The 21,409-nt window shown below is 69.4% G+C and carries 23 protein-coding genes; 8 read left to right on the top strand and 15 right to left on the bottom strand.

From position 1 onward, the window contains the following. Window positions 1–30: 30 nt before the first annotated feature. On the bottom strand, window positions 31–786 hold the full coding sequence (gene yaaA, locus AORI_RS70220) for a peroxide stress protein YaaA (protein ID WP_043849083.1): 756 nt from the start codon (window positions 784–786) through the stop codon (window positions 31–33). Between the two features lie 59 nt (window positions 787–845). Between yaaA and AORI_RS70215 the strand changes: the two genes are divergently transcribed. After that, the gene (locus tag AORI_RS70215) at window positions 846–1,814 is read left to right on the top strand and encodes a GNAT family N-acetyltransferase (RefSeq protein WP_016336155.1); all 969 of its coding nucleotides are present in this window, start codon (window positions 846–848) and stop codon (window positions 1,812–1,814) included. Between the two features lie 73 nt (window positions 1,815–1,887). Further along, window positions 1,888–2,823 (top strand): phosphotransferase family protein, encoded by a 936-nt coding sequence (locus AORI_RS70210; protein ID WP_016336154.1) that lies wholly within the window; start codon window positions 1,888–1,890, stop codon window positions 2,821–2,823. A 500-nt stretch (window positions 2,824–3,323) separates the two neighbouring features. On the opposite strand, the gene AORI_RS70205 is transcribed toward AORI_RS70210, so the two are convergent. After that, window positions 3,324–4,229: a 2-hydroxyacid dehydrogenase gene (locus AORI_RS70205; RefSeq protein ID WP_016336153.1), complete on the bottom strand. Its 906-nt coding sequence runs from the start codon at window positions 4,227–4,229 to the stop codon at window positions 3,324–3,326. Window positions 4,230–4,257: 28 nt separating this feature from the next. Continuing rightward, entirely contained in the window at window positions 4,258–4,614 is a 357-nt protein-coding gene (locus AORI_RS70200; protein WP_016336152.1) for a VOC family protein, read from the bottom strand. Window positions 4,615–4,740: 126 nt separating this feature from the next. On the opposite strand from AORI_RS70200, the gene AORI_RS70195 reads away from it, so the two are divergent. Both AORI_RS70195 and AORI_RS70190 read left to right on the top strand, forming a co-directional pair. Further along, complete coding sequence (locus AORI_RS70195) at window positions 4,741–6,489, top strand: proline--tRNA ligase (RefSeq protein ID WP_016336151.1); 1,749 nt, start codon at window positions 4,741–4,743, stop codon at window positions 6,487–6,489. A 162-nt stretch (window positions 6,490–6,651) separates the two neighbouring features. Then, on the top strand, window positions 6,652–7,578 hold the full coding sequence (locus AORI_RS70190; RefSeq protein ID WP_043848290.1) for a DUF8017 domain-containing protein: 927 nt from the start codon (window positions 6,652–6,654) through the stop codon (window positions 7,576–7,578). On the opposite strand, the gene AORI_RS70185 is transcribed toward AORI_RS70190, so the two are convergent. The 4 genes from AORI_RS70185 to AORI_RS70170 form a co-directional block, all read right to left on the bottom strand. Beyond that, the gene (locus AORI_RS70185) at window positions 7,515–9,689 is read right to left on the bottom strand and encodes a bifunctional lysylphosphatidylglycerol flippase/synthetase MprF (protein WP_016336150.1); all 2,175 of its coding nucleotides are present in this window, start codon (window positions 9,687–9,689) and stop codon (window positions 7,515–7,517) included. The genes AORI_RS70190 and AORI_RS70185 overlap by 64 nt on opposite strands. A gap of 71 nt (window positions 9,690–9,760) precedes the next feature. After that, window positions 9,761–10,612, bottom strand: a complete 852-nt coding sequence (locus AORI_RS70180; RefSeq protein ID WP_016336149.1) for a DUF8017 domain-containing protein — start codon at window positions 10,610–10,612, stop codon at window positions 9,761–9,763. Beyond that, window positions 10,609–11,541 (bottom strand): DUF8017 domain-containing protein, encoded by a 933-nt coding sequence (locus tag AORI_RS70175; RefSeq protein WP_016336148.1) that lies wholly within the window; start codon window positions 11,539–11,541, stop codon window positions 10,609–10,611. The genes AORI_RS70180 and AORI_RS70175 overlap by 4 nt, the downstream gene beginning before the upstream one ends. Before the next feature lie 9 nt (window positions 11,542–11,550). Continuing rightward, on the bottom strand, window positions 11,551–12,237 hold the full coding sequence (locus AORI_RS70170; protein WP_016336147.1) for an HAD hydrolase-like protein: 687 nt from the start codon (window positions 12,235–12,237) through the stop codon (window positions 11,551–11,553). Between the two features lie 127 nt (window positions 12,238–12,364). On the opposite strand from AORI_RS70170, the gene AORI_RS70165 reads away from it, so the two are divergent. After that, the gene (locus tag AORI_RS70165) at window positions 12,365–13,363 is read left to right on the top strand and encodes a YhgE/Pip domain-containing protein (protein ID WP_016336146.1); all 999 of its coding nucleotides are present in this window, start codon (window positions 12,365–12,367) and stop codon (window positions 13,361–13,363) included. Here AORI_RS70165 and AORI_RS70160 read toward each other — a convergent pair. The 3 genes from AORI_RS70160 to AORI_RS70150 are packed head-to-tail and all read right to left on the bottom strand — an operon-like array spanning window position 13,301 to window position 14,995. Continuing rightward, window positions 13,301–13,711, bottom strand: coding sequence for a secondary thiamine-phosphate synthase enzyme YjbQ (locus tag AORI_RS70160; protein WP_043848289.1), 411 nt, complete (start codon window positions 13,709–13,711; stop codon window positions 13,301–13,303). The genes AORI_RS70165 and AORI_RS70160 overlap by 63 nt on opposite strands. A 5-nt stretch (window positions 13,712–13,716) precedes the next feature. Then, entirely contained in the window at window positions 13,717–14,421 is a 705-nt protein-coding gene (locus AORI_RS70155; RefSeq protein ID WP_016336145.1) for a DUF3626 domain-containing protein, read from the bottom strand. A gap of 10 nt (window positions 14,422–14,431) precedes the next feature. Continuing rightward, window positions 14,432–14,995 (bottom strand): helix-turn-helix domain-containing protein, encoded by a 564-nt coding sequence (locus AORI_RS70150; RefSeq protein WP_016336144.1) that lies wholly within the window; start codon window positions 14,993–14,995, stop codon window positions 14,432–14,434. A 31-nt stretch (window positions 14,996–15,026) separates the two neighbouring features. On the opposite strand from AORI_RS70150, the gene AORI_RS70145 reads away from it, so the two are divergent. Together AORI_RS70145 and AORI_RS70140 are read left to right on the top strand one after the other, a co-directional pair. After that, a complete protein-coding gene (locus AORI_RS70145; RefSeq protein ID WP_016336143.1) occupies window positions 15,027–15,557 on the top strand; it encodes a GNAT family N-acetyltransferase in 531 nt (176 codons plus the stop codon). Window positions 15,558–15,585: 28 nt separating this feature from the next. Beyond that, a complete protein-coding gene (locus AORI_RS70140) occupies window positions 15,586–16,047 on the top strand; it encodes an AAA family ATPase (RefSeq protein WP_167337778.1) in 462 nt (153 codons plus the stop codon). On the opposite strand, the gene AORI_RS70135 is transcribed toward AORI_RS70140, so the two are convergent. From AORI_RS70135 to AORI_RS70115, 5 genes are all read right to left on the bottom strand, one after another. Next, window positions 16,044–16,688, bottom strand: coding sequence for a response regulator transcription factor (locus AORI_RS70135; protein ID WP_016336141.1), 645 nt, complete (start codon window positions 16,686–16,688; stop codon window positions 16,044–16,046). The genes AORI_RS70140 and AORI_RS70135 overlap by 4 nt on opposite strands. A gap of 8 nt (window positions 16,689–16,696) precedes the next feature. After that, window positions 16,697–17,959 carry a sensor histidine kinase gene (locus AORI_RS70130; protein ID WP_016336140.1) on the bottom strand — a complete coding sequence of 421 codons (1,263 nt, stop codon included), beginning with the start codon at window positions 17,957–17,959 and terminating at the stop codon, window positions 16,697–16,699. A gap of 164 nt (window positions 17,960–18,123) precedes the next feature. Beyond that, window positions 18,124–18,339: a hypothetical protein gene (locus AORI_RS70125; RefSeq protein WP_016336139.1), complete on the bottom strand. Its 216-nt coding sequence runs from the start codon at window positions 18,337–18,339 to the stop codon at window positions 18,124–18,126. Between the two features lie 10 nt (window positions 18,340–18,349). Continuing rightward, window positions 18,350–19,465 carry a fatty acid desaturase family protein gene (locus tag AORI_RS70120; RefSeq protein WP_016336138.1) on the bottom strand — a complete coding sequence of 372 codons (1,116 nt, stop codon included), beginning with the start codon at window positions 19,463–19,465 and terminating at the stop codon, window positions 18,350–18,352. Between the two features lie 13 nt (window positions 19,466–19,478). Then, entirely contained in the window at window positions 19,479–20,570 is a 1,092-nt protein-coding gene (locus AORI_RS70115) for a ferredoxin reductase (RefSeq protein WP_016336137.1), read from the bottom strand. 89 nt (window positions 20,571–20,659) lie between these two features. Between AORI_RS70115 and AORI_RS70110 the strand changes: the two genes are divergently transcribed. Next, a complete protein-coding gene (locus AORI_RS70110) occupies window positions 20,660–21,316 on the top strand; it encodes a TetR family transcriptional regulator (protein WP_016336136.1) in 657 nt (218 codons plus the stop codon). Window positions 21,317–21,409 lie beyond the last annotated feature (93 nt).

Here is a 21,409-nt window from a genome sequence, read left to right as displayed (position 1 = left end):
ACCGAGGAAGAAGCCCGTAGGGGTACGGAACTAATGCGCTCCGTCGCCGGTCAACAGCTCGATACTGTGGTCGCCGGTGCGTTCGACGTCGAGCCCGGCCTTCGACAGCACGCGCATCAGTTGCTCCACAGTGGACGGTTCGCTGCGGGACTTCACCAGCTCGGCCGCCAGCCGTCCCTTGTACGCCTTGTTGAAGTGACTCACCGTGGTCCGGTTGCCCTTCGCGTCCTCGGTCACGACGCGCACGGTCACCGCGTCCGGGCGGAGCTTCGCCAGCGCCGAGTAGGTGCCGGAACGGAGGTCGACTACGAGACCGTCGATGCCCTGGAGCACCGGTTCGAGGATCGGCTTCCACACGCTGCGGACCGTCCCCAGCGACGGCAGGGCGTTGCCGCCGGAGAGCCGGTACGCGGGGATCGGGTCGGTCGCCGCGACCACCCCGAACAGTGCCGAAGCCACGGCGAGGCGCTTCTCGGCCTTCGCCAGCGTCGCCTTGGTGAAGGACTTCACGTCGAGCGCGTCGTAAAGGACTCCGGTGTAGCGGCGCAGCGCGGGCATCGTGGGCGAGGTCCACAGTTCGGCGTTGCGCGCGACCTCGTCGGCCTGCCGCGGCGTGATACCGAGCGCGGCGACACTGGCCGGGACGTCGCCCGCCAGGTCGGCCAGCGCGTCGGCCAGCTTCGCCCTGGTCGGGTTCAGCTCGGGGAACGACAGCGCGTCGAGGTCCAGCGGCGCGCCGGTGCCGCCGGCGGCCTTGGTCTCGGAAGGGGGGAGGAGCACGAGCACCACGGAAGCGTAACTAAATGGGGTGCGTCACCCCGAGGCGCGGGCTTAGCCTCGTCCGCATGAGCCTGACCTGGCGCCCGCTGACCATGGACGACATGCCCGCACTGGCGGAGACCTTCGCCGAGGCGGAGCGTGTCGAGCCGATCGAGGAGCACTACAGCGCGGAGGATCTCGCCGAAGAGATCGGTACGCCGACCGTCGACCTGCCGACCGCGTCCACGAGCGCGTGGGACGGCGACACGCTGGTCGCCTACGGTCTGCTCCGCAAGCGCGACGCGGCGGATCCGGTGCACATGATGCGGGTCGAGACGCTCGTCCACCCCGCTTACCGGGACGGCGCGATCGCCGCGCACCTCATCGGCTGGTTCGAGGAAGCGGGCAAGGCGCTCCACGCGAAGTCCCATCCGGACGTGCCGCTGGAACTGCACGCCGCGGCCAACACCAAACAGCGCTGGCTCTCCGAGGTACTCGTGGACGGCGGGTACGAGCACGCCCGGTGGTTCGTCGACATGCGAGCGGACCTCGGCTCGATCCCGCCGGCGAAACCGCTGCCCGAGGAGTTCCCGCTCGTCGCGTACGAGCAGAAGTACGAGGCCCTCACGCTGCGGTCCCGCAACGAGACCTTCGCCGACCACTGGGGGAGCACCGAGCAGTCGCCGGAAGCGTGGCGGCATCTGGTGGTCGGCGCGAAGGACTTCCAGCCGGACCTGTCGTTCCTCCTGCTGAGCCCGGAGCGGGACAGGGTGGTCGCGATGGTGCTGAGCGCGTTCTTCGCCTCCGACGAGGCCGCCACGGGCGTGAAGGATCTGTACGTCAGCCACGTCGCGACCGACGCGAGCCTGCGCGGGCGCGGGATCGCGGGCGCGCTGCTCGGGCACACGCTCGTCCAGGCGAAGGCCAAGGGTTTCCAGCGGGCCTCGCTCAACGTCGACCAGGACAACACGCACCGCGCTCTCGGGGTTTACGAACGGGTCGGGTTCAGCGAGTTCCAGCGCTGGGCCGGGTACGTGAAACCCGTTCCGACCTGACCGGTTGTCACCCGAAAGGGTGGATTTCGGTACAGTCGATCTTCTCGGAGAGATCGCTGGGGGTGGTAGGGCGTTGCCGGTTTCCGCACGCCTCGGCTGGCACGACCTCCCCTCGGCGACGCGTGACGCCGTCGAGCGTGAGCTCGGGTCGGCGGTCCGTCGTTCGTTGTGGCAGACCCCGGAATTCGACGGCGGTGTCTCGGCGCGGCTCGAACTCGAACGCGGTCACCGCTGGGTCTTCCTGAAGGCGATCCCGGCGGGCAGCCCGCGCGCGGGCGGCTACCGGACGGAGGCCGCCATCGCGCGACGGCTTCCCACGGAGGCGCCCACGCCGAAGCTGCTGTCCTTTGTGGATGGTGAATGGCTGGTGCTCGTGTTCGCCGACTTCGACGGCACCAGGCCGAACCTGCGCCCCGGATCACCGGACCTCTCCGCGGTGCTGGCCACCTTCGGCGCGCTCGGGCGCACGCTCACCCCGTGTCCGCTGCCCGACGTGCCGGACGCGCTCGACGATCTCGGCCCGCTCCTGCGCGGCTGGCACGAACTCGCGAAGGAACGTCCCGACGACCTCGACGAATGGGCCGTCCGCAATCTCGACCGGCTCGTCCAGCTGGAGACGTCGTGGCATCCCTGGTCGGCCGGAGACACGTTGCTGCACAACGACATCCAGCCCGAGTACCTGGTGCGGACCGGGCCGGGCCGGGTGCTCGTCACCAACTGGCGCTACCCGGCGAGGGGCGCGGGCTGGCTCGATCTCGTCGCGCTCGTCCCGTACCTGCTCGACGCCGGGCACGAGCCCGCCGACGTCGACCGGCTGCTCCGCCGCCGCCCCGTGCTGACCGGCGTCCCGGTCTGGGCGGTCACCGCTTTCGGTGTCGCGCTGGCCGGGCACGCCGAACGCGCTTGCCGGTTGCCGGAACCGCCCGCGACGACGGGGGTGCGTGCGGCGCAGCGCCGTCTCGCGGGTGCCATGCGGGAGTGGCTCGCTTACCGGACCCACTGGCAGTAGCTGCCCGGGCTGCTCGTGAGTGGCTCGGCGGCGGTTCTGGACCTTGATCAACGGAGGATTCGGGACATTCAACGTCCCCGATCTTCCGTTGATCAAGCTCCTATACCTGAGCAACCCCTCGACGATGCAGGAATTAGGACACTCAACGTCCCGATTCCTACATCGTCGGCACCTGGCACGCCGAGCCCCGAGACCCGCGCGAAGCTCGACAGTCGCCCTGCTCAGGAGTGGGTGGACAAATGCCGATCCGCTCTAACCGTCCTTAACACTCACGAGAGTGGCGTGGTCGTCGGCTGGGCTGAAGGGAGCCTTCGCTGCGTCCGATGCGGCGAAAGGCCCCTTCGCGTCTTGTTGGTGGTGCTCTGTTCGCCTTACTGCCCCGGATTGGCGAGGCATCGGGGCACCGATCACGACGCGAAAGCCGCTTTCGCAACCTTGAAGGTTGCGAAAGTGGCTTTCGCAACGCCTCGGGCGCGGGGTGGCGGCACTGCGGGACCGACCTAGCCCCTCACGAGGTTGAGTGGCTCTTCCCCGGCGGCGTACCGGCGCAGCTGCTCGGCGACCAGCCGCTTCGCGCGCGGGTAGAACGACGCCGATCCGCCCGCGATATGCGGCGTGATGATCACTCCCGGCGAACTCCACAGCGGATGCCCGGCGGGCAGCGGTTCCGGGTCGACGACGTCGAGCGCGGCGCGCAACCGCCCGGAGGCGGTCTCGGCCGTGAGCGCAGCAGTGTCGATCGCCGAGCCTCGCCCGACGTTCACCACCAGTGCGCCGTCCGGCAGCGCGGCGAGCTCCGCGGCGCCGAACAGGCCCATGGTCGCGGGCGTTTCGGGCAGGATCAGCACCACGATGTCGGCGGACGGCAGCAGCTCGGCCAGTTCGCCGACGCCGTGCACCCGCTCCGCGGGCCGGGCCGTGCTCGCCACCCTGGTCACGATCGCCTCGGCCGCGACCAGCTGCCGCTCGATGGCCTGGCCGATCGAGCCGTGGCCGACCAGCAGCACCCGGCTGTCGGCGAGCGAGCGCGTGTGCTCGCGCTGCCACGACGCCGTCGCCTGCTGCGCGAACCAGCGCGGCAGATCCCGCTGCGAAGCGTGGATCAGCGCCAGCGCGTGCTCGGCAACGCTGAGGTCGTGCAGGCCGCGGCCGTTGGCCAGCTTCACCCCCGCCGGCACCAGCGGGATCAGCTTCTCCACCCCGGCCGACAACGCCTGCACGAGCTTCAGCGACGGAAGCCGCGAGAGCAGCTTCATCGGCTCGGCGCCGGTGTCGTACGGCAGCACGTACACCTCGACGTCATCGAGGCCCGCGTCCGGCAGCGGGCCCAAGCCGTCGTAGAGCCGCGCGCTCAGCCCTTCGGGCAGCTCGATGTCGGACCAGGGCAGGATGGCTCGCTCCGTCATGCCGCCATTCTGGCCATCGCGACCTCCGTCAGCCCTCGTGGGTCGCGACGCAGAATTCGTTGCCGACGGGATCGGCCAGCACCGTCCAGGCGAAACCCGGCATCTTGTGCTCGTCCAGCTTCTTCGCGCCCAATCCGATCAGGCGTCCCACCTCCTTCTCCATGTCGTCGGTCCCGAAGTCCACGTGGACCCGGTTCTTGCCGGCCCGCTCCTCCGGCACCCGCTGGAAGGCGAACACCGGCCCGTTCTCCTTCTTGGCGCGCAGGATCAGGAACTCGCCGCCGTGGTCCTGATCCACCTCGACCTCCAGCGCCTTCGTCCAGAACGCCGCGAGCCCGCGCGGATCCGCGCAGTCGATCGTGATCATGCCCAGTTCGATGCCCATGACGGCACGTTAGCGGCGCCCACCGACAAAACCGGGCGCCCGCGATAACCGGTTGAACCGGCCCGGGGCGGGGTGACTACGCTGCGCAGAACGTCTAAGCACGTAATTCCAGCGAGGAGCCCAGAAGTGATCACCAGGATGTCGTCGTTGTTCCTTCGCACCCTGCGTGAGGATCCGGCGGACGCCGAGGTACCGAGCCACCGGCTCCTGGTACGCGCCGGCTACGTCCGCCGGGTGGCCCCGGGTGGCTACTCCTGGCTGCCGCTGGGCCTGCGGGTGCTGCGCCGGATCGAGAACGTCGTCCGCGAAGAGATGAACGCGATCGGCGCGCAGGAGATCCAGTTCCCCGCGCTGCTGCCGAAGGAGCCTTACGAGGCCACCGGCCGTTGGACCGAGTACGGCGACGCGTTGTTCCGCCTCAAGGACCGCAAGGGCGCCGACTACCTCCTCGGCCCGACGCACGAAGAGCTCTTCGCGCTCACCGTGAAGGGTGAATACAGCTCGTACAAGGACTACCCGGTCGTCCTGTACCAAATCCAGACGAAGTACCGCGACGAAGCGCGCCCCCGCGCCGGGATCCTGCGCGGCCGCGAGTTCGTCATGAAGGACTCCTACTCCTTCGACCTCGACGACGAGGGTCTGAGCAAGTCGTACGAGCTGCACCGCCAGGCCTACACCAAGCTGTTCGACCGCCTCGGCATCGAGTACGTCGTCGTGAAGGCGACCTCCGGCGCGATGGGCGGCTCGGCCTCCGAGGAGTTCCTCGCCGTCGCCGAGACAGGTGAGGACACCTACGTCCGCAGCACCGAATCGGGTTACGCGGCCAACGTCGAAGCCGTCACCACGCCCGCTCCCGAGGCGAAGCCGATCGAGGGTCTGCCCGAGGCGAAGGTCCACCACACGCCGGACACCCCGACCATCGAGTCCCTGGTCGCGTTCCTGAACAATGCCGACCTCGGCCGCGCCTTCACCGCCGCGGACACGCTCAAGAACGTCCTGGTGAAGACCCGTCAGCCGGGTGCGAAGGAGTGGGAGCTGCTGGCCATCGGCCTCCCCGGCGACCGCGAGGTCGACCCGAAGCGTCTCGAAGCGTCGCTCGAGCCCGCCGAGTTCGAGCTGCTCGAAGAGGCCGACTTCGCGAAGAACCCCTTCCTCGTCAAGGGCTACATCGGCCCGAAGGCGCTGAAGGACAACGGCGTCCGCTACCTGCTCGACCCGCGCGTCGTCGACGGCACCGCCTGGGTCACCGGTGCCGACGAGCGCGACCACCACGTGGTCGACCTGGTCGCGGGCCGCGACTTCACCGGTGACGGCACGATCGAGGCCGCCGAGGTCCGCGAGGGCGACGCGTCGCCCGACGGCAAGGGCACCCTGGTCGCCGCGCGCGGTATCGAGATCGGGCACATCTTCCAGCTGGGCCGCAAGTACGCGGACGCGTTCGAGCTGGACGCGCTGGGCCCGGACTCCAAGCCCATCCGCATCACCATGGGTTCGTACGGCGTCGGCGTCTCGCGGCTGGTCGGCGTGCTCGCCGAGCAGAACCACGACGACCTCGGCATCGTCTGGCCGCGCGAGGTCTCGCCGTTCGACGTGCACGTCGTCATCGCGGGCAAGGACGAGACGGTCGCCGCGGGCGCGGAGAAGCTCGCCGCCGAACTGGACGCCGCCGGGATCGAGGTCGTCCTCGACGACCGCAAGGCCACCCCGGGCGTGAAGTTCGCGGACGCCGAACTCGTCGGTGTGCCGACGATCCTCGTCGTCGGGCGCGGCCTGGCGAACGGTGTCGTCGAGGTCAAGGACCGCCGCACCGGCGACCGCGAGGAGATCGCCGTCGACGCGGTCGTGGAGCACCTGGTCAAGCTCGTCCGTTCATAGCGTCCACCGTCGGGACTTCGGCACGTATCTCGGCGGCCCAGCTTCCTGCCGGCTGCGTCGCCGGTCCGCCCGAGTACGACCCGGTACGAGGACGAACCGGCGCCTTGCCGGCAGAAACCTGGATCCCCCGATATACGCACCGCAATCCCGACGGAGGACGCTGTGTTCGGCAAGAAGCGCGGGGACTCCCCGGGCTACGAGGACAACGCGGCGCTGGACGGGTTCGGGGGCTATCAGCCCTCGGACTCGTCCGGCTACACGCCCGCGTCCGAGCCCCCGGCTCCTGAGCCAGAGCCGGAGAAGCCCGCGAAGCAGCCGATGTCGCGCAGCGGGCGAAGGGCCATGTACGGCTTCTTCGCGACGATCGGCGTCATCGCGGTCGCCGCGCTCGCGAACAACGGTGACCGGTCGTCGGAGAGCAGCGCGCCCACGACCAGGGCCCCGGTCGTCTACACGCCTTCGCCTCGGGTCGTCGCGCCGCCGGTGACCGCGGGCTGGCAGTCGGTGGCCGGGAAGGACGGCGTCTACGCCTACGACGTCCCGCCGAACTGGACGCCGAAACCCGGCACGATCCACGGCTGGGAGAAGGGCACCCAGGTCCCGGGCATCACCATGGTCGCCAGCGCCTTCGTCGGGGAAGGCTATTGCCCGCAAGAGAAGCGAAGCAGGCTCGGCGGCAGCGGCGTGGCGAACATCAAGCTAGCCGACCCCGCCGCCGCGGCGAAGAAGGCGGTCGACGACCTCGCCGTCAGCGCCTACAACCCCGAAAACGGCCCGCTGACGGCCAAGATCACCGCGGAACCGCCCCAAGCGACCGAGTTCACGCTCGGTACCGGCAAGAAGGTCCCCGCGAGCATCGTCCTCGCGGAGGTCGTCACCCCGCCGGGAGCGTGCGGCGCCCACCGCGCCTTGGTCGGCGTGATCGCGCCCCAGCTCGGCGAAGCCTCGGCGGCCCTGGCCGTCTATTCGGGCCAGGACGCGCCGGGCGGAGCGGACCGGGAGCTGATCCTGAAGATCCTCAAGACCTACCGCGGTGTCCCGGAAGCCGACCGCAAGACCATCACGCCGCCGCCTTCGACCCTGCGCTGAGGCTTCTTGCCCGACCTCGCGAGCTTCGCCAGCCGCAGCAGGCCGGTGTTCGGCAGGTAGGCCCGGCCGAGCGCGATCCCGATCCGCGGCAGATCCGCCTCGTCGCGGAACGCCAGGTACAGCGGCACGTGGCGCGGCTGGAACTTCGCCTTGAACGCGTGCAGGGAACGGAAGCCGTAGAACGGCTCCATCATCGTGCCGAGCGCGTCGAGCACCCGCTCGACGGCGTGCGCCGGTTCGCCGGAGCTCGCCAGGGGAGCGCCGGACAGCGAAACGAACTTCGCGCCTTCCTCGCGGAAGGCCAGGCACGACGACGCGATCAGGAACTCCATCGACGGACGGAACCCGTCGGCGCGTTTGCGCATGACGTCGAGCGTCCAGCCGCCGATCGCGCCCGCGCCGGTGTACACCGGCAGCCACGACGTCACGCCGTGGACCACGCCGTCGGCGTCCACCGCGAGCCCCACCCGGGTCTCGGGGTCCATCGCCTCGTCGACGCCGCCGAGGGTGAAGCCCATTTCCGGCATGCCCTTGTCGCCGATCCACTCCTCGGAAATCGCGCGGACCTGCGAGATCACCGCGCGCGGCTGGTCGGCGAGCCGGACGAGCCGGAACTCGATGCCGTCCTTCTTTGCGCGGTTGAGCGCGGTCCGCACGTCCTGCCAGCGCTTGCCGCGGAATTCCAGCGTTTCCAGTTCGATCAGGGTGTCTTCGGCGACCTGGACCTGCTTCCAGCCGAGCTCGTCGGTCTTGGCGGTGGTGTCGCCGGTGGCGGAGAACAGGCACGGCACGAGACCGGTGTTCTCGCACATCGCGATGAACTCGGCGATCGTCCGGTCGGCGGCGCCGTCCGGGGCGATCGGGTCGCCGAGGGCGATGGCCACCCCGGCGTGGCGCCGGTAGGCGAGGTAGGACTTGCCGTCCGCGGCCACGAAGTACGAGTTCTGCGGCCAGGTCGTCATCCACGAAAGCGTGCTCCCGCCGTGACGGCTGAGCAGTGTGCGGGCCAGCGCGGGGTTGCCCATCCGGCCGAGACGGCGGCGCTTCCGCCGCGACGGCACGCGGAACGCGCCGCGCGAGGAGACCAGCAGCGCGAATTCGACCGTCCACAGCAGGTTGTCCACGAAGAACAGCGGCGGGTCCACCACGCCGGCGTCCTCGCCGAAGATCTCAGCGAGCGTCAGCACCCCGCCGTAGACCATCACTTGGAGGATGACGAACGACGTCAGGATCATCGCGCACCACCAGGCGACCTGGCTGCCCTTGCGCAGACCGTTCATGATCGGCACCACGATCAGGCACAGGACGACGACTTCCCAGGTGGACAGCGAAAGTTCTTCGGACGAACCGAAGGGGCCGTTGCCCGGCACGAAGGACATCACCAGTTCGGCGACCGTCAGCACCAGCAGACCGGCCATCACGTAGAACCGCCACTCGCGCAGGCTCGGCCGCCGTTCGCGCGAGGATTCCTTGGCACCGACGAACTTCCGGCCGAACGGCAGCGCGAGGACGAGGGCGAAGAAGTGCACGAGGTCGGCGAGCGTGCCGACGAAGATGATCGCGACGCCGGCGTAGACGCACAGCCCGGCGCGCAGGCGCAGACGCCACGGCGGGCGCAGGGTGGCGCTGGCGACCGCGACCGCGGCGAGCGCGCCACCGGAGAACCCGACGTCGAGGCTGCCCGCGACGCGTTCCGCCCATTCCCAGCCGGAATTGCGGCTCAGGGCCAGGAACTGGACCGCCACCAGCACGCTGACGAACTGGCCGCCGATGGCGACGGCCATCGCCCGGCGCGTGCCGAGCCGCCATTCCGCGAACCCGGCGAACAACGCGAAGCTGAGCACCATCGGCAGGTAGTACAGCGGGACGACCGCGAACAGCGGTCCGGTGAACAAGGTCCACCACCGGCCTGCTTCGAGCGACGGCAGCCCATACGCGATGTACGGGTACACCGCGCGGTCCTCGGCGGCCGACCAGAGCGCGCCCGTGGCCAAGGCGAGCGCGAGCATGGTCAGCGTGACGAGGCTCGTGAAAGGCAGCCGGTGCCTCAGCACCGTGGCGATCTTGCGCGTCCGGCCCGGCGCGGCCGTCCCGCTTCCCCCTTTTGGCATGGAACTCAAATTAAGGGCGGGAGGCCCCCGGACACATCCGGCACGGGACCCATATTTCCCTTAGGGGAGTGCTACTCGCGACGGATGCTCTCACCCATCTTGAGGACGACGCCGCTGGCTATCGCACCGGGGATCCCCTGGTCCGCCAGTACCAGAAGGACGTGGTAGCGGCCCGATCCGGGCAGCGCGCGCAGCGGGAGGGCGATCGCGGTGATCGCGACCGAAGGCGCCGGGCACGGCCCGTCCGGCGCGGGGACGACGGTGGTGGTCACGGCGGTGGCGGTCGTCCCGCCGTCCAGGACGGGCACCGGCCCGGCCTTGCCGATCTCCGTCTTCGGGCCGTGTCCGTACGCCGCTTCGGCCCAGCGGATCGTCGTTTCCTCGGCGGCCTGGGTGAGGCCGCCGACCTCGCCCTCGTCGATGGTGGTGAACCCCGCCATCGCGCGCGCCGAGAGATCGGAGCCGGGGCAGAAGGCGTGCCGGTACCGCGCGACGCCCTGCAAGGTGAGGAGATCGCCGGACGGGGTTTCGTAGCCGATGGCGACGTCGGGCTCTTCGAGTTTCCAGTCCGGCGGCACGTCGTAGACGAGCGGGTGATCGTCGGACAGCACCGGTTGCCAGCCCGCGATCACGGGCTCGATCCGGGTGGCGGGCACCGGGTCGGGCAGGACGAGATCGTGGGCGGACGGCGGCGGGGGCGCGGTCTTGGCCTGATACGTGGCGATGGTGCCGACGGCGAGGACGAGTACCAGCCCGAGGATCCCCAGCGTCGGCCTGAGACGCAGGCGACGGCGTGGCGGAACGGTGTCCCGGACGACCGGGAGCGGCCTCGTCTGTTCGGATTCGGTTTCGAGCGGTTGCCCGGTGAGCGGATCGACGAACCACTGCCGAGGTTCGTCGATGCGCCCACCGGGGCCGGTCATTGCCGAGGCCTCAGACTCGCGAGGATCTTCTGGGCGTCCGCCTCGGTCAGCGCGTCCGGGGTGCCCTGGTCGATGGCCATGACGAAGCAGATGGTCTGGTCGCCGGATTTGAACGCGGCGGAGGTGACTTTCACGCTCGGGGCGCGGCATTCCTCGGTTTCGGCCGGGGTGAACGTCCCGGTCGAGCTGACCGCCTGGATCGAGCCGCCCGCGATCGGCACCTGCGTGATGTCGGGCAGCGGGACTTCGGGCTTGCCGGTGGCGGCCTGGATCCAGAGCCGGACGGCGCCGCGGGCGGCGTTCTCGACCGGGATCTGGTCCGCGGTGGCGAAGCCGACGACACCGCGGTTCGACCCGCGGACCTCCGGGCAGGCGCCGAGTTTGTACGTCGACGCCTCGTGGATGACCATCTTGAATTCGCCCTCGTTGTAGCCGACGATCTGGCCCGGCTCGGTCTCCCAGCCCGACGCGGGCAGGTCATAGGCGGTGTTGTCCTTGACCGACAGGATCCCCTGCCAGCCGGGCGTCGTCGAGGGCACTTTGTTGTCTTTCGGCGCACCGCTGCTCGACGACGGCGGTTTCGTCGTCGAGGACGACGGCGGCGGCGGCGCGGGCGCGGAGGAGGACGGCGGTGCCGCTTGAGGCTGCGGCTCTTCGCCGTCACGCAGGACGAAGAAGAGCGTGGCGCCGACGGCGATGACCAGCACGAGCGCGCCGAGGCCGATCCACAGGCCCTTCTTGCCGCCCTTCGGCGGCTCCGGCGCGAAACCCTGGTACGTCTGCTGCGGGAACTGCTGGAACCCCTGCTGCTGGTAACCCTGGTACTGCTGCTGGGGATCCTGCGGGTAGCCCTGCTGCGGTGGGTACTGCTGATAGGGCTGCTGCGGTTGCTGCTCCGGCCAGCCGTTGCCGCCGCCTGGGTATGCCATGAAACGAGCTTAGTTGGCGCCTCCGAGCACGGCCGCACGCACCGCTACCAGGTCGGATAGGTCGCCGAGCACGGTGTGCGCGCCCGCGTCGGCCAGTTCCTCGGCGCTGAACTGCCCCGTCGCCACGGCCACCGCGACGGCGCCGTTGTCGAGCGCGGCACGCACGTCGTCCGGGGTGTCGCCGATGACCACGACCGACTCGGGCGCGAACTCGGTGCCGTGTTTCGCCGAAGCGTGGCCGACGGCGGCGGGCACCAGATCGGGCCGGTGCGCCGAGAGCGAGCCGTAGCCGCCGATCTCGAAGTCCACGTGCTCGTGCAGATCGAACGCGGTCAGCTTGTGCACCGAGATCTCCGGCAGATTCCCGGTGACCAGTGTCTGGACTATGCCGCCGTGCGTGGCGAAGGCGTTCAGCGCGTCTTTGGCGCCGGGGAGCGCCCGGCCGCTCGAAGACAGGGTCGGGGCGTGGCTTTCCGAGACCGCGATCAGCGCGAGCCACAGCTTGCGCACGTTCTCCTCGGTGGGCTCGACGCCGTGCGAGGTCAGGATGTCCGCGCTGATGGCGCGTTCGGTGCGGCCGCCGAAATTCGGCAAGGCGCGCAGTTCGACGCCGGCGACCTCGGCGAGCGCGGTCGTGTACCAGGCGGCGCCCACGCCGCGCAGGTCCACGAGGGTCTGGTCGATGTCCCACAGCACGAGCCGATGCGGAGTAGTCACGCGATCGACGGTACCGGTGAGCTTATTCAACGTCTGTTGACTTCTTTGCGGCCGAGGCTTACCTTGGCAGCTAATTCAACAAGTGACGAATAAATGGAGGACGGTCATGTCGAACCGTCGCCCCGCCGGGGCCTTCGCCTTGCTAGCCGCTGTGGCCGGTGCGCTGGTCGCCGCCGTACTCGGCTTTCTCACCTTCGGCGCGCAGGCCACCGTCGCGCCCGACGGACTGCCGCTCGCCGTGGCCGCGCCCCCGGGACCGCTCCAGGCGGCCGCGAACGGGATCGCCTCCCATGGCGGAGGTCAGGTCTCGTGGCGGGTGACCTCACCCGAGGAAGGCCGGAAACTGCTGGAGGACAAGGAGGTCTACGGCGTCCTCGAACTGCCGTCGACGGTCGTGCTCTCCGGGGCGGTGAACCCGTCCGGGACGCAGATCGCGCAGCAGGCGTTGACCGGCGCCGCGCAGGCTCTCGGCGGGACGCCGAAGATCGAAACGTTGCATCCGGCCGGCGCGGCCGCTCGGGTCGCGCCGCTCGCACTGAGCGCGCTGGCGTGGGTCGGCTGCCTGATCGCGGGAGCCGTGCTGGTGCTGGCCGGACGGCGGATCGGCCGGGACGCGGGACCCGCCGCGCGTCTCACGCAGATCGTTTCGGCGGGTGTGCTGGTCACCGCCGTGCTGGCCGGGTTCCTGAAACTGTGGGACTCCGCGCTCCCGCTCGGCTGGGACGTCCTCGGCTTCCTTTTCCTGGCCTCCACCGGATTCGCCGCCCTGCAGACCGGGCTGCTGAGGCTGCTGGGGGTGCGGGCGATGGCGATCCTCGGCCCGCTGTACCTGGTCGCGCCCGCCGTCGCGGGCCAGGTGCCGGAACTGCTGAACCCCGCGTACCGCGCGGTGCTGTGGTCGTGGACGCCGTTCCGGTTCGCGGCGGAAGGGCTCCGGAGCCTGTTGCAGGGCGTGCCCGGCGCGCCGGACGTCGCGACCGGGGTGTGGGTGCTCGCCGGGCTGCTCGTGGCGGGACTGGTGCTCGCGCTGTGGCCGGGCCGGTCAACCCTCCAGCAGGCTGAAGCGGACGCGCCGGACCGGGTTGTCCAGGTTGGTGTCCACTAGGCAGACCGACTGCCAGGTGCCGAGCGTCATCACCCCGCCGATCACGGGGATCGTCGCGAACGGCGGCAGCAGCGCGGGCAGGACGTGGTCACGGCCGTGACCGGGACTGCCGTGCTGGTGCCGCCAGCGGCCGTCGCGGGGGAGCAGGTCGTCGAGCGCCGTGAGCAGGTCTTCGTCGCTGCCGGCGCCGGTCTCGAGGATCGCCAGCCCGGACGTCGCGTGCGGGACGAAGACGTGCAGGATCCCGTCCTCGGCGTCGGCGTCGCGCAGGAAGGCTTCGGCGTCCTTGGTCAGGTCGTGCACCACGGCCACGCTGCCGGTGCGCACCTCGATCTCCGTGGAGTACATGCTCTTCACGGTAGTGCCCCGAAGCGCGCGACGTAGTGCCAGACGCGTTTGAGGGCTTGCGGGTCGAGGTGCCGGGCTGCGCCGAGGACGCGCGGGTCGAGGTGGCCGTCTTCGGCCAGCGACCGGCCGAGTTCGACGAATTCGGCGCCGCGGTGGCTCGGGTCGAGAACCAGGGCTTCGACGTCCTTCGCGAGGTCCACCGGGCCGTGGACGTGCGCCTCGATGTAGTCGTCGAGCAGATCGGTGTCGTCTCGGGCCGCCAGTTCGATCAGTGCGGAAACCCTTGTGCCGTAGCCGAAATCCGTCGGATTCAGCACGCTGTCCGGATAGCAGAACGTCGTCCTGCCGAGGGTGTGCGCGGCCATGCGGAAATGGGCGGAGCCGAATCTCGGTGCGCCGCCGGTCGGACGGCGGCGGAAGTTCAACGCGCCGTACTTCGGCCGTTCGGCCGCGGGCGCGTCGTCGTAGGCGCCGCCGAACATCCTGCTCTCCCAATGCCAGCGGTCTCCGCCGGGCCGCGCGGTGAGCCCACCGTTGCTCGTCCCCGTTTCGAACTGGTTGCGGTAGAAGCCGTCTTCGGCCATCGCTTCGAGCAGCGGACGTCCGTCCACTGTGGATCTGTCGGGGTGGAAGTGCAGGGTCACCGGCAAGCCGGCCTCGTGCCCGCCGCGTGCTTTCGCCGCGACGTACGCGAGGGCCCGGGACCGCATCGTCCGAGTATCAGGCGTGGCGCCGGGCGAGCGCGACCAGATATCGGACCGGTTCCCCGGTCGGGTTGACGTAGGCGCAGGGCTGCGGGGTGCCGAGCTGCAGGCAATCACCCGCGTCGAGTTCGTGTTCGACGTCGCCCTCGCGGAACCGCAGATGTCCGTCGAGCACCCAGATCTGGTGATGGGTCAGCACGTAGGTGTGGGCGGGGAAGGCGACCTCGGCGCCCGCGGGCAGCACGACTTCGACCAGCTCCAGCGGCCCGCCGAGCGAAGGCGAGACCGCGCGGCGCACGTACCCGGTGTCAGGGTCGGTCCAGGTCGGCTGATCGGCGGCGCGCACGAGCCGCCGGTCGCCGTGTTCGGCGCGCGCGATCAGCTCGGACAGCGTCATGCCGAGCGCGGCGGAAAGCCTGCTGAGCAGGACCGCCGTCGGCTGCGCCTCGCCGCGTTCGATCTTGCCGATCATCGCCCTGGACACCCCCGAGGACTCGGCGAGGGCGTTGGCCGAAAGATTCTGATCGAGTCTTGCGGACTGGAGCGTCGCAGCGAGCGACGCGGACAAGGGATCCGACATGCCGCTCACTATAGTGGCAGCCTCGGTTACTATGGTCGACATGGTGATCAGGGAAGCGACGGAAGCCGACGCGACGGCGTGCGCGGACATCTACGCGCCGTATGTCACCGACACGGTGATCTCGTTCGAAACCGAGCCGCCCAAGCCGGACGAGATGGCCGAACGCATCGCCAAGGCGCAGCGATCACACGCCTGGCTTGTGCTCGAAGACGACGAAGGTCGCGTCGTCGGCTACGCCTACGGAGGCCCTTTCAGTGGCCGGCCGTCGTACCGCTGGTCTTGCGAGGTCAGTATCTATCTAGAGCTGGGCCGCCGGAGGACCGGCGGCGGGCGCGCGCTCTATCAGGCGCTGCTGGACGAGCTGACGTCGCGCGGCTTCCGGAACTTCTGCGCGGGGATGGTGCTGCCGAACGACGCGAGCGCCGGGCTGCACCGCGCGCTGGGCTTCGAGCCGGTGGGGACGTACCGGCGGATCGGATACAAGCACGGGGCTTGGCGGGATGTCGCGTGGGTGCAGCTGTGCCTGCCCGAGCCGGACGGGGTTCCCGTGGAGCCGCGGTAGTGGCCTTTCGCGCAGTAAAGTCGCCGACGTGACAGTGATCCTGGTGACCGGTATGTCCGGCACCGGTAAGTCGACCGTCCTCGAAGCCTTGTCCCGCAGAGGTTTCCGCACCGTCGACACCGACGTCGGCGGTTGGATCGCCGAGGAGCCGGGCGGGGAACCTCAATGGCGTCCCGGCCGCATCGACGCTCTCATCACCGAGCACGAACGCTCCCGGGTGCCGCTCTTCCTCGCCGGGACCGTCTGGAACCAGCAGGACTTCTATCCGCGCTTCGACCACATCGTCCTGCTCAGTGCCCCGCTGGAGGTCATCCTCGGCCGCGTCGCGACCCGCGGCGCCAATCCCTTCGGCAAGCTCCCCGAAGAGCGTGCGCGAATCATCGCCGACACCGAAGAGATCGAGCCTTTGCTGCGGGAGTCGGCCACCGTCGAGATCGACACCAGGCGGCCACTCGCGGACATCGTCGCGGAGCTGGAAGCCCTCGTCTAGGACTCCAAGTACCGCAGCACGGCCAGGACCCGCCGGTTGTCCCCTTCGGACTGTGGCAGCGCCAGCTTCCCGAAGATGCTCGACACGTACTTCTCCACCGAGCCCGCCGAAAGGAACAGCGCCGCCGCGATGGCCGAGTTCGATCGCCCCTCGGCCATCAGGCCCAGCACCTCACGTTCCCGCGGCGTCAGTCCCTCGAGCGCGTCCGTCTTCCGGGTGGCGGTGAACAGTTGGCTGACCACTTCCGGGTCGAGCACGGTTTCGCCGTCGGCCACCCGCCGCAGCGCGTCGAGGAAGTCCGACACCTCCGCCACGCGGTCCTTCAGCAGATAGCCGACGCCGCCCGCGCGATCGGCCAGGAGCTCCGTCGCGTATTGCGTCTCGACGTACTGCGAGAACAGCAGGATCGCGCATCCCGGGAGCTCCGCGCGCAGCGTGATGGACGCGCGCAGCCCTTCGTCCGTGTGCGTCGGCGGCATCCGGATATCCACAATGGACACGTCCGGCCGATGTTCGCGAACCGCCGCGCACAGGCTGTCGCCGTCGGCGACGGCCGCGACGACCTCGTGCCCCCGCAGGTTCAGCAGTTCGACGAGCCCCGCCCGGAGGATGGCCGAATCCTCCGCGATCACGACGCGCACGCCGCCCCCTATTTCCGTAATGGTATTACCGCGCTGATCACCGTAGGCCCTCCCGGAGGGCTGTCGATGTCGAGCCCGCCGTCCACCGTCGCGAGCCGTTCGGCGATCCCGGCGAGCCCTCCGCCGCGTACCGGCCGGGCCCCGCCTTCGCCACCGTCGCGCACCACGAGCCGCAGGTCGTCGTTGACGATACCCACGTCGACCTCGATCGCGGAGGAAGTGTGCTTGGCGGCATTCGTCAGCAGTTCGGCGACGGTGAAGTAGGCGATGGTCTCGATCGACGGGGACGGCCTGCTCGGCAGGTCCACGGTGATCCTCGCGTCGATACCCGAGCCCGCGGCCAAAGTGGACAGCGCGACGTCGAGGCCGGCGTCGAGCGCGGCGGGATGGATGCCGCGGGCGAGGTCGCGAAGTTCGACGAGTGCCTGTTTCGCGTTGGCGTGCGCGGCGGTGACCAGGGCGGTGACCTGCTCGATGTCGCCGTCGCCCGCCAGCTCGTCCTTCGCGATGCCGAGCTTCATCGCCAGCGCGACCAGCTGCGCCTGCGCGCCGTCGTGCAGGTCGCGTTCGATCCGGCGCAGCCGCCGCGTCGCGTCGTCGACCGCGGTCGCACGGCTGCGTTCGAGGTCGCGCACGCGCTTCGAAAGGTCCTCGGCGCCGAGGACGCCGCGCACCAGCAGCCGGTCGAACTCGGTGAGACCGCGGACCACCCACGGCATCGCCAGCAGCACGGCCAGCCCGGTGACGGCGAGCGGCAGGGTGAGGGGCCAGGTGTCGACGCGCAGGTCGAACGTCGGCATGGCCTCGCCGTTCAGGGTGAACCAGAACAGCGGATAGCTCAGCGTGCTCACCGCGTACACGAACAGGCTCGCGACCAGGAAGAACTCGATCACCGACAGCGGCAGCCGGATCACCAGATAGGCGATCGACCGCCAGCCGAGCGGATCCCCGAGCCTGCCTTTGACGCCGTTCCAGAGGCCCGGCCGCAGCTCGGGCCGGGCGGGTGGGGTGACCGTCGTCCCGAGCAAGGCGCGCGCCAGGCCGATGTGGGCGATGCCGATCAGTCTCGCGCCCGCCAGGACGCCGATGAGCACCGGGACCCCGATGGTCAGCAGGCTCAGGCCCGCACCGAGGACCAGCCCGAGGACGACGAGCACCGCGAACGCCAGCGTCAGCGGCGCGCCGATGATCACCCAGGCCAGCTCGCCCCAGTACGCGCGGTTCAGCTGTGCGCTGAGGACGCGTCCAGGCAGGGCGAGGCGGGTGATCACGGCTTCAGCTTGCCGTGGCCACCCGCCTCGTGCCCATCCAGGTTTCCCTAGTCTTCGCGGCTCTCGGTACCGGTGGTCGTGAGTGGCGATTCGGGTTAGAACCCGAATCGCCACTCACGACCATCCCGACCCACTCGGGACCGGCTCACACGCGGCGGGTACTTCTAATCCGAATCGCCGTTCACGACCCGGTTCTCGTCCGCCTGCGCCCGCTGGGACGCCTCACGCATCTCGATGACGTCCGTCAGCCAGTCGCCGGTCTCGCGGGCGATGTCCCGGATCGCGCCGGTGATGATCGTCGCGATGTTGCCGATATGGGTGGCCGCGGACTCGGTGACCTCTTGGACCACGTCCTTGGTGCTTTCGAACTGACCGACCATGTCAGACACCTTAAGCCGCTCGGAGGGTCTTGTCGCTCTCCACGGTAGCCGCAGTCCGGGGTTCGCCGTTCCACGGAAGGGCCAGTTTCACGATCTTCTTGGCCACCGAGAACAGCTGCTTGTGCAGGGGACCGGTGTTGTACGGCAGGCCGTACCTCTCGCAGATCGCCCGCACCTCGCCCGCGATCTCCGGGTAGCGGCGCGCCGGGATGTCCGGGAACAGGTGGTGCTCGATCTGGTGCGAGAGGTTCCCGGTCATGATGTGGAACAGCTTTCCGCCGGTGATGTTCGCCGAGCCGAGGATCTGCCGCAGGTACCACTGGCCGCGCGACTCGTTCTCGGTCTCCTCCTCGGTGAAGCTCTCGACGTCGGCGGGGAAGTGCCCGCAGAAGATGATCGAGAACGCCCACAGGTTGCGGGTCAGGTTCGCGGTGGCGTTGCCGAGGAAGGTCAGCGGCGCGAGCGGACCGGTCAGCAGCGGGAAGAGCACGTAGTCCTTGCCGACCTGGCGGCCCGCCTTGCGCACGATCTTCCGCAGCACCGGCTTGTTCTCGGCCCAGGTGCGTTCACCCTTGGCGACCCGGTCGACCTCGAGGTCGTGCAGCATGACGCCCCACTGGAAGAACAGCGCGAGCAGCGTCGCGTACACCGGGTTGCCCAGGTAGTACGGGTTCCACTTCTGCGCCGGGTCCATCCGCAGGATGCCGTAACCGATGTCGCGGTCCTTGTCGAGGATGTTGGTGTAGGTGTGGTGGATGTAGTTGTGGGAATGGCGCCAGTTCTCCGAAGGCGCGACGGTGTCCCATTCGAACTGCTGGGAGCTCAGGGCCGGGTCGCGCGTCCAGTCGTACTGGCCGTGCATGACGTTGTGGCCGATCTCCATGTTGTCGAGGATCTTCGCCACCGAGAGCGCGGCGACGCCGGCGACCCAGGCGGGCGGGAAGAAGCCGGCGAACAGCAGCCCGCGCCCGGCGACCTCGAGCGCGCGCTGGGTCTTGATGACGTTGTGGATGTAGTCGACGTCCACCTGGCCGAGGTCGGCGACGATCCGCTGCCGGATCGCGTCCATCTCGCGGCCGAACTCCTCGACCTGTGCCGGGGTCAGCTTGTCCTGCAAGCCGGTCATGGCCTGCTCCTTTCTAAGCGTTGATCTCGACGTCCCCGACCGGGACGGAGATGCAGAGCTGGATCTCTTCGTTCTCTTCGCTGGAGGTCTCGCCGGTCTTGGCGTTGCGCACGCAGCCGGAGGTCTTGATCTGCGTGCAGGAGAAGCAGATGCCCATGCGGCAGCCGTGTTCCGGGCTCAGCCCGGCTTCTTCGGCCTGCTCCAGCAACGGTTTCCCGGAGTTGGCGAACTCGCGGCCGCTGCGGGCGAAGCGCACCTGCCCTTCGGCGTTCTCGGTGTCGAAGGTGAGCGCGGGCGGCGTGAACTCCTCGGTGTGCAGATGTGCACCCAGGCCGTCGGCCCCGAAGACCTCGCGGACCGAGTCCATCAGCGGCTTCGGGCCGCAGAGGAAGGTTTCGGCGTCGGGGTACCACGGAGCGGCCTGAGCGAGGTGCTCCTTCGAGAAGAACCCGTGCAGGTCGCCGCCGGTTTTCGCGTGAGTGAACGCGTGTACCACCCGCAGGCCGGGAAGGCGGCGGGCGAGGTCGGCGAGTTCGGCGCGGTAGAGGGCGTCTTCGGCGCCGTTGGAGTAGTGCAGGAAGGCGAGATCGCCCTCGTACTTCTCGTCGGCCAGCGTGCGCAGCATCGACAGGACGGGCGTGATCCCGCTTCCGCCGCTCAGCAACAGGATCCGCCGCGGCCTCGGCGAAGGCAGGGTGAACTCACCGTCCGGAGTGGACAGTCCGAGGACCGAGCCGACGGTGACCGTGCGGTTCAGGTGGCGCGAGACGAGCCCCTGCGGGTCGGCCTTGATGGTCAGTTCCAGTGATCCGTCGTGCTCCGAACCGGCGGGTGAGTAGCAGCGGGTGCGGCGGACGCCGTCGATCTCGACGGTCACCCGCACGTACTGGCCCGCGAGGTGGCCGCGCCAGGCCCGGCTCGGCCGGATGGTCAGCGTGACCGTGTCGGGTGTCTGCCGCCGGACGCCGGTGACCTGGCCGCGGATCTCGCGGCGGACCAGCATCGGGTCGACGAGTTCGAGGTAGCGGTCCATGCCGTGGGGCGTGAGCAGGGCCTCGGCCAGCGAGGCCAGCCGCCTGGCCCTGCGCGGTACCAGTGCCGTCATCACTTCTCCCAAATTCAGTGAACGCTTGTACACTGAATAGTGAAGTGGTGAAGATCCCGCTTGTCAACGCGAGAGGACGGCGATGTGACGTGGGTGATAGCGCGGAGGCGATTACGCTGTCCGTCGTGACAACCGAGCCCGTTTCCCGGCAGGAACGCAAGCAACGCACCCGGCAGGCACTGCTGGACGCGGCGCTCGACCTGGTCGCGGAACGCGGGTTCTCCGGGCTCAGCCTGCGGGAGGTCGCGAAACAGGCCGGCATCGTGCCGACGGCGTTCTACCGCCATTTCGCGTCGATGGACGAGCTCGGCGTGGCGCTGGTCGAGGAGTCGATGCGCACCTTGCGCACGATGATCCGCTCCGCGCGCACGAGGCCGTCGGCGTACAACGACATGATCCGCTCGTCGGTGCGCATCCTGCGTGAGCACGTGCGGGCGCACGAGGACCATTTCCACTTCCTGACCAGGGAGCGTTACGGCGGCACCGGCCCGGTCCGGCAGGCGATCGGCTTCGAACTCAAGCTCTTCGTCAGCGAACTCGCCGTCGACCTGGCGCGCTTCGACTTCCTCCGCGACTGGAGCACCGAGGATCTGCACCTGCTCGCCGACCTGATCGTGACGACCATGCTCACGACGGTGCTGGAGCTGCTCGAAACACCTTCGCGTGACGACGAGATCGTGCGCACGGCCGAACGGCGGCTGCGGCTGATCTTCCTGGGCGTGCCGAACTGGCGCAGCGTTCCATGATGCGGAAACCGTTGCCATAGCGCGCATATGACGTCGCGCACCTGGATCGATGGCTGGATCGATCGTGATGAGTGATGTCACGGAAAGATGCCG

It is taken from the genome of Amycolatopsis keratiniphila (assembly GCF_000400635.2).
Lineage (GTDB): Bacteria > Actinomycetota > Actinomycetes > Mycobacteriales > Pseudonocardiaceae > Amycolatopsis > Amycolatopsis keratiniphila.
Note: the sequence above shows the minus strand (reverse complement) of the source record. Positions and strands in the feature narration are given on the sequence as shown.

Excerpts from the sequence above, each read along its gene's own strand:
- AORI_RS70115 (WP_016336137.1), bottom strand. The coding sequence starts at position 20,570 with ATGACGGCACTGGTACCGCGCAGGGCCAGGCGGCTGGCCTCGCTGGCC.
- AORI_RS70215 (WP_016336155.1), top strand. The coding sequence starts at position 846 with ATGAGCCTGACCTGGCGCCCGCTGACCATGGACGACATGCCCGCACTG.
- AORI_RS70185 (WP_016336150.1), bottom strand. The coding sequence starts at position 9,689 with ATGCCAAAAGGGGGAAGCGGGACGGCCGCGCCGGGCCGGACGCGCAAG.
- AORI_RS70150 (WP_016336144.1), bottom strand. The coding sequence starts at position 14,995 with ATGTCGGATCCCTTGTCCGCGTCGCTCGCTGCGACGCTCCAGTCCGCA.
- AORI_RS70180 (WP_016336149.1), bottom strand. The coding sequence starts at position 10,612 with ATGACCGGCCCCGGTGGGCGCATCGACGAACCTCGGCAGTGGTTCGTC.
- AORI_RS70200 (WP_016336152.1), bottom strand. The coding sequence starts at position 4,614 with ATGGGCATCGAACTGGGCATGATCACGATCGACTGCGCGGATCCGCGC.
- AORI_RS70155 (WP_016336145.1), bottom strand. The coding sequence starts at position 14,421 with ATGCGGTCCCGGGCCCTCGCGTACGTCGCGGCGAAAGCACGCGGCGGG.
- AORI_RS70175 (WP_016336148.1), bottom strand. The coding sequence starts at position 11,541 with ATGGCATACCCAGGCGGCGGCAACGGCTGGCCGGAGCAGCAACCGCAG.
- AORI_RS70145 (WP_016336143.1), top strand. The coding sequence starts at position 15,027 with ATGGTCGACATGGTGATCAGGGAAGCGACGGAAGCCGACGCGACGGCG.
- AORI_RS70205 (WP_016336153.1), bottom strand. The coding sequence starts at position 4,229 with ATGACGGAGCGAGCCATCCTGCCCTGGTCCGACATCGAGCTGCCCGAA.
- AORI_RS70160 (WP_043848289.1), bottom strand. The coding sequence starts at position 13,711 with ATGTACTCCACGGAGATCGAGGTGCGCACCGGCAGCGTGGCCGTGGTG.
- AORI_RS70165 (WP_016336146.1), top strand. The coding sequence starts at position 12,365 with ATGTCGAACCGTCGCCCCGCCGGGGCCTTCGCCTTGCTAGCCGCTGTG.
- AORI_RS70120 (WP_016336138.1), bottom strand. The coding sequence starts at position 19,465 with ATGACCGGCTTGCAGGACAAGCTGACCCCGGCACAGGTCGAGGAGTTC.
- AORI_RS70125 (WP_016336139.1), bottom strand. The coding sequence starts at position 18,339 with ATGGTCGGTCAGTTCGAAAGCACCAAGGACGTGGTCCAAGAGGTCACC.